This is a genomic window from Halochromatium roseum, from assembly GCF_016653315.1.
In the GTDB taxonomy this organism is placed as follows: domain Bacteria; phylum Pseudomonadota; class Gammaproteobacteria; order Chromatiales; family Chromatiaceae; genus Lamprobacter; species Lamprobacter roseus.
Genome location: NZ_NHSH01000003.1, coordinates 1 through 9,079, shown reverse-complemented (window position 1 = coordinate 9,079; position 9,079 = coordinate 1). Strand labels below are relative to the sequence as shown.

17 protein-coding genes are annotated in these 9,079 nt (G+C 61.9%); 10 read left to right on the top strand and 7 right to left on the bottom strand.

What is annotated here, in order from left to right; genetic code table 11:
* Together CCR96_RS00165 and CCR96_RS00160 are read left to right on the top strand one after the other, a co-directional pair.
* Positions 1-857 (top strand): S24 family peptidase (locus CCR96_RS00165; protein WP_207191800.1); only part of this gene is annotated, 857 nt, incomplete at its 5' end.
* A gap of 3 nt (positions 858-860) precedes the next feature.
* A complete protein-coding gene (locus CCR96_RS00160; protein ID WP_201215018.1) occupies positions 861-1,199 on the top strand; it encodes an RpnC/YadD family protein in 339 nt (112 codons plus the stop codon).
* 84 nt (positions 1,200-1,283) lie between these two features.
* Here CCR96_RS00160 and CCR96_RS00155 read toward each other — a convergent pair whose 3' ends face one another.
* Positions 1,284-1,571, bottom strand: a complete 288-nt coding sequence (locus CCR96_RS00155) for a flagellar protein FlaG (protein ID WP_201215017.1) — start codon at positions 1,569-1,571, stop codon at positions 1,284-1,286.
* A 54-nt stretch (positions 1,572-1,625) separates the two neighbouring features.
* On the opposite strand from CCR96_RS00155, the gene CCR96_RS00150 reads away from it, so the two are divergent.
* From CCR96_RS00150 to CCR96_RS00135, 4 genes are all read left to right on the top strand, one after another.
* Entirely contained in the window at positions 1,626-1,916 is a 291-nt protein-coding gene (locus CCR96_RS00150) for a CopG family ribbon-helix-helix protein (protein ID WP_201215016.1), read from the top strand.
* Positions 1,904-2,194, top strand: coding sequence for a type II toxin-antitoxin system RelE/ParE family toxin (locus CCR96_RS00145; RefSeq protein WP_201215015.1), 291 nt, complete (start codon positions 1,904-1,906; stop codon positions 2,192-2,194). The genes CCR96_RS00150 and CCR96_RS00145 overlap by 13 nt, the downstream gene beginning before the upstream one ends.
* On the top strand, positions 2,194-2,493 hold the full coding sequence (locus CCR96_RS00140) for a helix-turn-helix domain-containing protein (RefSeq protein ID WP_201215014.1): 300 nt from the start codon (positions 2,194-2,196) through the stop codon (positions 2,491-2,493). Before CCR96_RS00145 ends, CCR96_RS00140 begins: the two co-directional genes overlap by 1 nt.
* 193 nt (positions 2,494-2,686) lie before the next feature.
* Positions 2,687-3,577 carry an Rpn family recombination-promoting nuclease/putative transposase gene (locus CCR96_RS00135; protein WP_201215013.1) on the top strand — a complete coding sequence of 297 codons (891 nt, stop codon included), beginning with the start codon at positions 2,687-2,689 and terminating at the stop codon, positions 3,575-3,577.
* 523 nt (positions 3,578-4,100) lie between these two features.
* On the opposite strand, the gene CCR96_RS00130 is transcribed toward CCR96_RS00135, so the two are convergent.
* Genes CCR96_RS00130 through CCR96_RS00120 form a run of 3 tightly spaced genes read right to left on the bottom strand, consistent with a single transcriptional unit; the run spans position 4,101 to position 5,118 of the window.
* Entirely contained in the window at positions 4,101-4,397 is a 297-nt protein-coding gene (locus CCR96_RS00130) for a flagellar protein FlaG (protein ID WP_201215012.1), read from the bottom strand.
* A 50-nt stretch (positions 4,398-4,447) separates the two neighbouring features.
* The gene (locus CCR96_RS00125; RefSeq protein WP_201215011.1) at positions 4,448-4,861 is read right to left on the bottom strand and encodes a PIN domain-containing protein; all 414 of its coding nucleotides are present in this window, start codon (positions 4,859-4,861) and stop codon (positions 4,448-4,450) included.
* Positions 4,858-5,118 (bottom strand): ribbon-helix-helix domain-containing protein, encoded by a 261-nt coding sequence (locus CCR96_RS00120; RefSeq protein ID WP_201215010.1) that lies wholly within the window; start codon positions 5,116-5,118, stop codon positions 4,858-4,860. Before CCR96_RS00120 ends, CCR96_RS00125 begins: the two co-directional genes overlap by 4 nt.
* A gap of 61 nt (positions 5,119-5,179) precedes the next feature.
* Between CCR96_RS00120 and CCR96_RS00115 the strand changes: the two genes are divergently transcribed.
* The 3 genes from CCR96_RS00115 (at position 5,180) to CCR96_RS00105 (ending at position 6,854) form a co-directional block, all read left to right on the top strand.
* Positions 5,180-6,031: an Rpn family recombination-promoting nuclease/putative transposase gene (locus tag CCR96_RS00115; RefSeq protein WP_201215009.1), complete on the top strand. Its 852-nt coding sequence runs from the start codon at positions 5,180-5,182 to the stop codon at positions 6,029-6,031.
* A 166-nt stretch (positions 6,032-6,197) separates the two neighbouring features.
* Positions 6,198-6,428, top strand: coding sequence for a type II toxin-antitoxin system Phd/YefM family antitoxin (locus CCR96_RS00110; RefSeq protein ID WP_201215008.1), 231 nt, complete (start codon positions 6,198-6,200; stop codon positions 6,426-6,428).
* Between the two features lie 9 nt (positions 6,429-6,437).
* Positions 6,438-6,854, top strand: coding sequence for a PIN domain-containing protein (locus tag CCR96_RS00105; RefSeq protein WP_201215007.1), 417 nt, complete (start codon positions 6,438-6,440; stop codon positions 6,852-6,854).
* Positions 6,855-6,921: 67 nt separating this feature from the next.
* Here the strand turns inward: CCR96_RS00105 and CCR96_RS00100 are convergent, their stop codons facing one another.
* Positions 6,922-7,131: a hypothetical protein gene (locus CCR96_RS00100; protein WP_201215006.1), complete on the bottom strand. Its 210-nt coding sequence runs from the start codon at positions 7,129-7,131 to the stop codon at positions 6,922-6,924.
* Here CCR96_RS00100 and CCR96_RS00095 point away from each other — a divergent pair.
* Positions 7,111-7,422, top strand: coding sequence for a hypothetical protein (locus tag CCR96_RS00095; RefSeq protein WP_201215005.1), 312 nt, complete (start codon positions 7,111-7,113; stop codon positions 7,420-7,422). The genes CCR96_RS00100 and CCR96_RS00095 overlap by 21 nt on opposite strands.
* A 168-nt stretch (positions 7,423-7,590) precedes the next feature.
* Here CCR96_RS00095 and CCR96_RS00090 read toward each other — a convergent pair whose 3' ends face one another.
* Both CCR96_RS00090 and CCR96_RS00085 read right to left on the bottom strand, forming a co-directional pair.
* A complete protein-coding gene (locus tag CCR96_RS00090; protein WP_201215004.1) occupies positions 7,591-7,878 on the bottom strand; it encodes a hypothetical protein in 288 nt (95 codons plus the stop codon).
* The gene (locus CCR96_RS00085; protein WP_201215003.1) at positions 7,875-8,867 is read right to left on the bottom strand and encodes a hypothetical protein; all 993 of its coding nucleotides are present in this window, start codon (positions 8,865-8,867) and stop codon (positions 7,875-7,877) included. The genes CCR96_RS00090 and CCR96_RS00085 overlap by 4 nt, the downstream gene beginning before the upstream one ends.
* Positions 8,868-9,079: the final 212 nt, after the last annotated feature.

Genomic DNA, 9,079 nt, shown 5'->3' with positions numbered 1-9,079 from the left:
GCAGAATAAACAAACTGTTTGTTGCTGTCTACCTAGCGCTGTTTAGACTGCCCGGCATGAATCCAATGGCGAACGTCGAAGCAGAAATCCGAGCGCGCGGTGAGACGCTTGCGTCCTTTGCCGCCCGCATCGGCGTGCGTAGTCAAGACATCAACAACTGGAAGCGCCGGGGCATCCCTAGGACGAAGCAGGCCGCTGTGGCCGAGGCGTTGGGCTGGAGTCTCGATCGGTTGTTGACGGGGGAGCCCGTGGCGCCTGACCTAACGGACCAGCTCCAAGCGGACCAGCCCCAAATGGATCAGCGCCAAGCGGATCAGTGCCAAGCGGATCAGCCGAATAGCCATGCCAGGTCCGCGGCTGACACGGGAGCTACCCATACGTATCCAGAGATCTCTGGATTCGCGATCCGTGAGACAGGAGACAACGATCCGAGCGAGCCCTCGCCATGGCTTCCCAAGCAACGCCTAGCGCTCCAAGCGGGGCAGGTGGTGATGATCGAGGAGCGACGCTCGCCCGTGGCCTTTCCTCCCGACTGGTTGCAGCGCCGGGAGCTGCGGCAAGAGAACCTGGCCCTGTATCAAGCCGAGGGCGATGCGATGGCGCCCCTGATTCAGGACGGCGACATCCTGCTAATCGACCTCGCGGACAGCTGTCCCGTCGAAGGAGGCGTGTTTCTCCTGCACGCTGGTCAAACGCTCATCATCCGCCGAATCGATGTCGACTATGATGGCGCTTGGATTCTCCGCGCCGACAACCTCACTCGGTATCCGGATCGGAGAGTCTCGCCGGCAGCGCAGGGGACTCAGGTCAATTTGGTGGGGCGCGTCTACTGGCGTGGAGGGGAGATCACCCCATGAGGGTTGCCAGACATCCGTGATGCTGTCGAGCGCGGTTACGAGCGCCCCTTGATCCTGCAACTCTTTCGCTTCATCGACTGTATGATCCGCCTACCCGAGGGGCTGGAAGCCGACTTCCGCCAAGAACTCTATGCCTACGAGGAGCAACAACGCATGCCATACATCACGACAGTTGAACAAGCCGGGATTGATAAAGGCGTCATCATCGGCGAGCAGCGCGGCGTCATCATTGGCGAACAGCGCGGCGAAGCCAAAACACTCCTCCGTCTACTCACCAGCAAATTTGGCCCCGACTGCGCCGAGCGCTACCGCGAGCGCGTCGAAGCCGCTAACATCAGGTAGCTCGACGCCTGGCTTGACAACATCCTCACCGCCGAGAGCCCCGAAACCCTCTTCCTCTGAGCACAGGTCAACGCAGCAGCAGCCTCACACCTTCTCACTCACCAACCCGCCGCGCGCGGACATCATCAACGCGTCCAACTGCTCCGCCATGCGCAACACCTCCTCCGCCGGCACCTGGCGAATCAGATCCCCAGACTCCTGATCCACCAACTTGGTCACCAAGCGCTCGCCGGGCGGCTCGCTCATCTCAAACTGCACCTCATAGCCGCTCATCACCTCATTGACCCGCCGCAGCGGCTCTTCGAGATCACTGCGGTTAGGGGCCTGATTGCTCTCCGCCTGCACCCCGGAACGACACGTTTGCTGTGGCATCGGATGCGGCAGTAGAGTAAGGTATTACCTTGTATTGCTTTAGTGGAGGTTGCCATGGCTGTTGCTACCGTCCGTCCTGTTGCGGTCAAGCTTGATGACGCGATGAAAGCCCGATTGAAACGCTTGGCCGAGGCGCGTCAGCGCACACCGCACTGGCTGATGCGCGAAGCCATCACTAACTATGTGGAGCGCGAAGAAAAGCGAGAGGCGTTTCGCCAGGATGCGCTCAAGGCCTGGGAGGCTTACCGATCGACAGGATTGCACCTGAGCGCGGCAGAAGCGGATGCCTGGCTGGAGCAGCTTGAACAGGGGCACGACATTGATCCGCCGCCATGCCACAGCTGATCTGGTCGCCTGAGGCGCTGCTTGATGTCCAGCGGCTCTATCGCTTCCTTGCTCACAAGAACCCAGACGCGGCCAAGCGGGCTGTCAAGGCCATCCGCGAAGGCGTCAGGCTGCTCGCCCAACAGCCGGGAGTGGGCCGGCCGGTTGAGGAGATGGAAGACCCATTCCGCGACTGGATCATCGATTTCGGCGACAGTGGCTATGTGGCCCGTTACCGTATCGACCGGCAATCCGTCACGATTCTGGCCGTGCGTCACCAGAAAGAAGTGGGCTTTTGATGCGCGCCTTGCCGACTGCGTCAGCGCTCCTGTCCGATCCACGCCCACTCGGGTTTTCGCAGATGGAATTCGCGCGTGCACTGGGCGTGTCTAAGCGGACGCTGGAAAATTGGGAGCAAGGCCGAGCCCAGCCAACGGGAGCCGCACGGCAGCTGCTGCGGCTTGCGGCCCAGTTTCCTGATACGGTAGGCCGACTCGCGACAATGGGTCATGAGGTCCAGTTCCGGAGTTCGGGACTGCGCTGCGGGAACCTCGGGGCGGGCGCTGCCTGGTCATGGTGCAGATCCGCGCCAAGGTGACCGATGACGCCGAGACGCTCAAAGGCCGGAAATATCAGCTTCGAGCTCGAGCCCGCGCTGACCACCATACGCCTGCTGACCAGCCGGGCTAAACCGTAGTCCGCCCCGGGTTTCTTCAGAGCCGCCCAAAGACGCCGTCATCGCCACCGGCAAGCGTTTGCGATAACCTCGACCCCTTTCGGCACTGAAGCGGATGACCAACGGCCCTGAAAAAGCGAGCCAGCCAGACTTTGAGCTGCTTGATCCCAAGAATGACTATGTCTTCTTCCGCATCTTCTCCGAAGAGCCGGAACTGCTGGTCGACCTGATCAATGCCGTGCGCGGTCACGAGCCGCCGATTATCGAGGTCAGCCTGCTCGATGCGCGTCTGAACCCCGAGCGCCTCAGCGGCAAACGCCTGATCCTCGATCTTAAGGCCATCGACGAACAGGGACAGCGCTACAATATCGAGATGCAGGTGCGACGCTTTCCCGTCTGGAGCGCCCGAGGCACACTCTACCTGGCGCGGATGCTCAGCGAACAACCCGGGGTGGGCGACGACTATCGCAAGCTCAAGCCGGTGATCGGCATCCACCTGCTCGACTTCGCCCTGTTCGATCAGCCCGAGCACGCCGATCAAGCGCTCTGGTGCTTCGAGCTACGCGACCGCACCCGTCCCGACGTGCGCCTAGGGCACGAACTGCAGCTGAACATCGTCGAACTGAGAAAAGCCGACCGCCTCGGCCATCTACCCGAGCGCCTCTCGGCCTGGATCGCCTACTTCGAACACTGGCAGGAGGAAACCCTCATGAGCAGCCTAAGCCATCCCCCGGTGCAAAAAGCCATCGGCAAGCTGCGTGCGATGAGCGTCGATGAAGAAGAACGCTACTGGGCTGAGGCACGCGAAAAGGCCCTGCGTGATGAGGTGACCTTGCTCGCGATGGCGCGTGAGGAGGGCATCGAGGAAGGGCGTGAGGAAGCGACGCGCAAAACAGCCCGCAACCTCATCCAACTCGGTGCGCTCAGTGACGCCCAGATTGCCCAAGCAACCGGCCTGACACTGGCCCAAGTCGACGCTCTGCGTGCATCCGAGCCGCACGGCTAAAATGCACGCAAGCGCCTAGCGCAAAACTGTGGTCCGTCCCGGATTTCCCCACGCTGCATGCACCGAGACGATCAGCCTTGAGTTCGAGCTCGAGCCCCGCGCTCGCGACCATGCGCCTGCTAACCAGCCGGGCTAAACCCGGGTCCGTGCCACCGGCCTAAGCCTTGCCCAAATCGAAGCGCTACGGTCTCAGCCTCCGTCTTGACACAATGCACTGGCTCAATCCGCTTCCCAACAGTCAAACTGCTCCGTCGCCACAGGCTATCCCAAAGGGCTCGCGGGCAGCCATGGCCTGCAACCCACCGCCTGGAAAGGCGTCTATGACCTGCCCTGGGGCGGGCATCGCGTGCGCGTCATCGTCTCCTCAACCGAATCAGCAAACACCCGCGCAACGCCCCCTGGGAACGCTTCAGCGCCTCAAGGGGCTTGACCTCGCCATCATCGAAGCCTGGCTGGCGAAACAGCGCAGGGATCACTGAGAAGAGAAAACGGGGCTTGATCCTGCAGCGCCTCCCCCAAGCCCTCAAGCCTGAAGATTCACTAAATCACCGCGCGCGGCCTGGGTCATCTCCGTGATCTTCTCCGCCATGCGCAGCAACTCCTCCGGCGGGATCTGGCGGAGCACATCGCCCGACTCGCTGTCGACAATCCGCGTGATCAGCCGCTCGCCCGGCGGCTCGCTCATCTCGAACTGCACGCCATCGGTGTTCATCACCTCGTTCGCCCGCTGCAGCAGCTCCTCCATCTCCGAGCGGCTCGGTGCCTGATGGCTCTGCGCCTCCGCCAGCGCGCTGCCCGCCGTCGGCAGCTGCTGCAGCAAGCTCGCCAGGCGCTGGCGCGGGTTGACCGGGGCGGCATGCGGTCAACCAGTCACCCGAGCATCTCGAAAGCAGACTGATAATGACCAATCTGGATTCGATAGGTGGCGAAATCGCTTCGATCAATCGTGAAAATCTTGTGCGATCGGGAGGCTTCGGCGAGGACAACCAGCGAGGCGTCGGCGAGATCCATCGGATGATCCGCATAGCGGACCATTAGGGCGAAGGCGCGGGTCAGTGCCTGATCGTTCAGATACCAGAGGCTGAGCCCTTTCGCGCTGACGAAATCCATCAGGCGTTGAGCGCCAATGCTCTCTGGATTCAACAGATGAAACGCCTCGGTTAACACCGGCACGGTCGTGCACAGGGGCTCAGCGACCGTGGCGAGTATCTCCTGGCAGCGCTTGTGGCTAGCGTCGGCGGGATCGAACAGCCCGACCAAAGGACCGGTGTCGACCAGAATCACCGCGGGTGCTTGCGACGAATCGCATCTTTGACGGCGCGCTTGGCCTCGGTTGCGGGCGCCAGCGCATAGCCGCCTTCGCCGAGATCAAACTCAGCGTAAATCTCATAAGCGGAGCGTTGGGCCTGGCTGGTCGCCTCGCTTTCGTAAGCACTCAATCCCCGTTTCAGAACGTCAGAGATCGAAAGCCCGGTTAGGTTGCGCAGGCGCTCAAGGGTTTCTTCGGCTTCTTCATCAAGGCGGACCGTTCTGGTGCTCATGGTTGTGCCTCCATGATGAGTAAATACGCAATGTAATACGCAGGCGACAGATCCGCAAGCCTTGAGCACCGAACTCGAGCGGCTCGGGGCCTTCTACCTCCTGATCGAATTCCCATCCACCGCCAATCCCACCATGCCGCTGCGCATGCTGCACTACGTCGCTTGCTTCTACCAACACCTGATCAAGACCAAGGTCACCACGCCAACACAAGGCCTACCACCCATCCTGCCGATCGTGCTCTACAACGAGCTCGACCGCTGGAGCGCCGCTGAGGACATCAGCGATCAAATCCGCCCCGAGCCGCCACAGTTCCTCCGCGCCTACCAACCTCATCTGCGCGACGACTTGATCGACGAAGGGCGCTACACTTCCGAGCAACTCAGCGCCATCGACAGCCCGCTCAGCGGCCTCTTCCAGGTCGAGATCGCCTCAGGCGATCGCGCCTCCCTGCAAGCCGCCGTCGACCGGCTGGCGCGCCTGATCCAGGCCGATCCCAACAAGGCCCGCCTCGATCGGCTCATCACCCGCTGGCTCAAGCGTCATCTCCAGCGGCTTGGTGCACAGATCGACCTTACCCAGATCAACTCACTCGTCGAGGACAAAGCGATGTTGGCCGAAAACCTACTACACTGGGCAGAACGCGAGCGCCAGGAGGGCCGAAAAGAAGGCCACAAAGAAGGCCGCCAAGAAGGTAAAAAAGAAGGCCACCAAGAAGGCCAAAAAGAAGGCCAAAAAGTGGGCCGCAAAGTGGGCGTGGAGGGCACTCTCCGCAAGCTCATCACCCTCAAATTCGGCGAGATACCCGAGTCGGCATCCAAGCGCCTAGAGCAAGCCGCGGACGAGCAACCGGACACCTGGGTCGAGCAGATCCTCACCGCCAACTCGCTCGACGACCTGTTCACGACAAGGTGATGACCGCACAAGCCTCAAACTCGCGCTCACCGCCGTGTGCCTGCTGACCATCCAGGCTCAACCGTGTTCCGTCCCGGGTTTCGTTGCGTCCCGGGTTTCGTTGGCCTTGTATCCAACCTGTGTTGAGGATATTCTGACCACATGGTCACTTTCTAGAGATCCTCCCATGCGACACGTGCAGGTCACTGAAGCAAAAGCGGCGTTTTCCGGGCTGCTAGCCGCCGTTGAAGCGGGCGAGACCGTTGCCATTACGCGCCGTGGGCGTGTGATCGCCCGGCTGGTGCCCGACAAGCCGACCATGGCAGCAGACGCCTTTCGACCGTTCTGGGACCATCCTGGGGAGATTGATCTGGTGGCGCCAGATGAGCGGCCACCGGAGCCGATCGCAACGCTGTAGGACACCGGGGTGCGCTATCTACTCGACACCAACATCATGATTGCGGCAATGAAGCAGGTCGCCACGGTCAAGCGCCAGCTCGAGCAAAGGCTGTTGGCCGATATGCTGCTCTCCCCGGTGGTCTTGGGCGAGCTTGAGTTCGGCGTCGAAAAGAGCGCTTATCGGGAGAAGAACGCGGCCCGTCTTGCTGAGCTCGTGGAAAGGTTGGAGCTGGTGCCGATTGATGATGGGGTCAGCCGGCGCTATGGCGAGATTCGCGTCCATCTTGAGCGCTGCGGAACCCCCATCGGCGCGAATGACCTCTGGATTGCCGCGCAAGGCTCAGCACTCGGCGCTATTGTGGTTACGGATAATCAGGAAGCGTTCAACCGCGTCCCGGGCCTGCGCACCGAGAACTGGATCAATCGTCTGCCGACATCAGGTTAGCCGAATTCAACTCGCTCAAGCGGCGAGCGGCTGACCAGAAAGTCTAAACCGTGGTCCGTCCCGGATTTCACACTATGCCGTCGCCACGCGCTATCCCAAAGGGCTCGCGGGCAGCCACGGCCTGCAACCCACCGCCTGGAAAGGCGTCTATGACCTGCTCTGGGGCGGGCATCGCGTTCGAGTCATCGTCCTCAACCGGGTCAGCAAACACCCGCGCAACGCCCCCTGGGAACTCTTCGCCGGCGAGCAAGATCGCATGCGCCAAGGGCTCGAACATTATCGCCACCGCCTGCGCGAGCCCAACCAAAACGGCTGCTGGACACTGCTCGAACGACTGCACCTCATCTTCCAACGCGAGGCACCCGAGATGGCCTACACCCTGCAAGACTTCATCCGCGAGACCAATGAACTGGTGATCGAAGACGTGCTCAAGCGCGACCCCGACGCGATTCTCAAGCGACTCGATCCTGAGCAACGCCTCAAGGGGCTCGACCCCGAGCAGCGGCTCAAAGGGCTCGACCCCGCCATCATCGAAGCCTGGCTGGCGAAACAGCGCCGGGATCACTGAGCGCGCGTCCGCCTCATCGACTGGATGATCCGCCGGCCAGCAGCCCGCTCAGCGGCATCATCCAGGTCGAGATCGCCTCAGGCGATCTCGCCTCCCTACAAGCCGCCGTCGATCGGCTGCTGCGCCTGATCCAGCCCGACCCAACAGCAAGCTGATCGGCCTATGCGCTCACCGAATAAATCCAAGCAGGGACGAGCAGAGCGACCGATGCTCGAGTATCCCGCGGCGCATATTTGCAAACAGTTTTGACGAGTCCTCATCCCCGGCGATCACGATCAATAGCGTCAGATAGGGCTCCTCCTGCTCCGCGTCGATCCAACCCCAGGCGCGCTCGGTGAGGGCAATCTGTCGGTGTTCGAGCACCCGCATCAGCATCAGTCGACGCTGCTCGATCCCGTCGCCAATGCGCTCCGCCAGGCCGGCGCGCAGATCGTCCCAGATGGCGCCGATCTTCACCCCCAATTCGCGCAATAGCAACGCTTGATTGGCAGACAGCGCGCCGCGTCCGGTCGATCCAATCCCTCGAGTCCCGCCGCCCGCTGCGGCTCCAGCGTCACGCCGGTCGAGACCAGGGCCGAGGCTAGATCAGCGGGCGCTAGGCACACCCCAGCGAGCCCCGAGCTCAACGCCTCGATCAGCCCATCGAGATCTTCGGTGACGTTCAGCCAGTGACGCAGCGCGGTGATCACGCCCAAGGTGACCCGCCCCTCGTAGTGGGCGATGCGCGAGGCGAGCCATTCCAACTGCAGCGGCCTGGGTGCTCGTCGGTGGAGGATCTCTACCCCCGCCTCCTCGAGCGGAGACACATTGACCAGGTGCTGCAGGCGCTCCACGGTGGGCGCCTCGCCGACGAGGGTCTCGTAGAGCCGATCGCCGTCGACCATCAACGGCAGCGGCACGCTCACCCCGATGATCTCCTCCAGCAGGCTTGCCGCAGCCTGGCATTGCGCCACACTGAGATCCCCGCGCACCAGGGCGCGACCAGGAAAGCGCGCTTCCGCGAGCATGCCCACGGCCAGAATGGCTTGGTGATAGGGATAGCCCTGAGTCTTGTCGCTGAAGACATTGCCATTGATCCCGTCCGCCAATGCCTCGGTGATGAAGTTTGCCGCAGTCTCGCTGGAGCTTGAACTGGCACTGGCCGTTGAACGCCGGTAATGCGAAATGTCCTCAAACAGACGGAAGGCCTCCGCCGTTTTCAAGGAAGACCGATCACCGCTCACCCGCAGATGCCGCTGTGACGGCTCTGCCTCGTCCTGTTCCAGCTGAGTGGAATACACCCAACGCCGGACCCTTTGCCCGTTGCAGTCGATCGTCTGCCGGCGAAGACCCACCAGCCCGTCCGGATGCTGCATCAGAAAGTCGCGCGCTTGGGCGTAGAAGCCCCGCCAGGCCGCAGGCTCGATGGCCTCCGCGTCGATGTCCAGAAAGATGTAGACCCCCATCGCCTGATGTCTCCTAAGCTTATGAAAGACGTGTCCGAACGGGTCAGACCTCGCACGGATCATCGATCTGTTTGTCCGTGTGTTTGCAGAATAAACAAACTGTTTGTTGCTGTCTACCTAGCGCTGTTTAGACTGCCCGGCATGAATCCAATGGCGAACGTCGAAGCAGAAATCCGAGCGCGCGGTGAGACGCTTGCGTCCTTTGCCGCCCG

Bases quoted from the DNA above. Each gene is read 5' to 3' on its own strand.
- CCR96_RS00085 (WP_201215003.1), bottom strand. From the start codon at position 8,867: ATGGGGGTCTACATCTTTCTGGACATCGACGCGGAGGCCATCGAGCCT.
- CCR96_RS00150 (WP_201215016.1), top strand. From the start codon at position 1,626: ATGGCTGTTGCTACCGTCCGTCCTGTTGCGGTCAAGCTTGATGACGCG.
- CCR96_RS00095 (WP_201215005.1), top strand. From the start codon at position 7,111: ATGCGCCAAGGGCTCGAACATTATCGCCACCGCCTGCGCGAGCCCAAC.
- CCR96_RS00120 (WP_201215010.1), bottom strand. From the start codon at position 5,118: ATGAGCACCAGAACGGTCCGCCTTGATGAAGAAGCCGAAGAAACCCTT.
- CCR96_RS00155 (WP_201215017.1), bottom strand. From the start codon at position 1,571: ATGCCACAGCAAACGTGTCGTTCCGGGGTGCAGGCGGAGAGCAATCAG.
- CCR96_RS00135 (WP_201215013.1), top strand. From the start codon at position 2,687: ATGACCAACGGCCCTGAAAAAGCGAGCCAGCCAGACTTTGAGCTGCTT.
- CCR96_RS00110 (WP_201215008.1), top strand. From the start codon at position 6,198: ATGCGACACGTGCAGGTCACTGAAGCAAAAGCGGCGTTTTCCGGGCTG.
- CCR96_RS00145 (WP_201215015.1), top strand. From the start codon at position 1,904: ATGCCACAGCTGATCTGGTCGCCTGAGGCGCTGCTTGATGTCCAGCGG.
- CCR96_RS00140 (WP_201215014.1), top strand. From the start codon at position 2,194: ATGCGCGCCTTGCCGACTGCGTCAGCGCTCCTGTCCGATCCACGCCCA.
- CCR96_RS00100 (WP_201215006.1), bottom strand. From the start codon at position 7,131: ATGTTCGAGCCCTTGGCGCATGCGATCTTGCTCGCCGGCGAAGAGTTC.